Source organism: Paraburkholderia sp. BR10954, from assembly GCF_040965775.1.
Classification (GTDB): Bacteria; Pseudomonadota; Gammaproteobacteria; order Burkholderiales; family Burkholderiaceae; genus Paraburkholderia; species Paraburkholderia youngii.
Genome location: NZ_JBFRCK010000379.1, coordinates 1 through 201 on the forward strand (window position 1 = coordinate 1; position 201 = coordinate 201).

General features: G+C 72.1%; 1 protein-coding gene. It reads left to right on the top strand.

The window, feature by feature from the left end; genetic code table 11:
• Positions 1-201: AMP-binding protein (locus AB4Y34_RS42630; protein ID WP_368719389.1), on the top strand; the 201-nt coding region annotated here is incomplete at both ends.

Here is a 201-nt window from a genome sequence, read left to right on the forward strand (position 1 = left end):
GAGCTCAATGCGCGGGCCAACCGGCTGGCGCACCATCTGGTCGGACTGGGGGTGAGGCCGGACCAGCCGGTGGGGATCTGCGTGGAGCGCAGCGCGGCGATGGTGGTGGGGCTCTTGGCGATCCTGAAGGCGGGGGGTGCGTATGTGCCGCTGGATGCGGCGTATCCGGGCGCGCGGCTGCGGCAGATTCTGGGGGAGGCG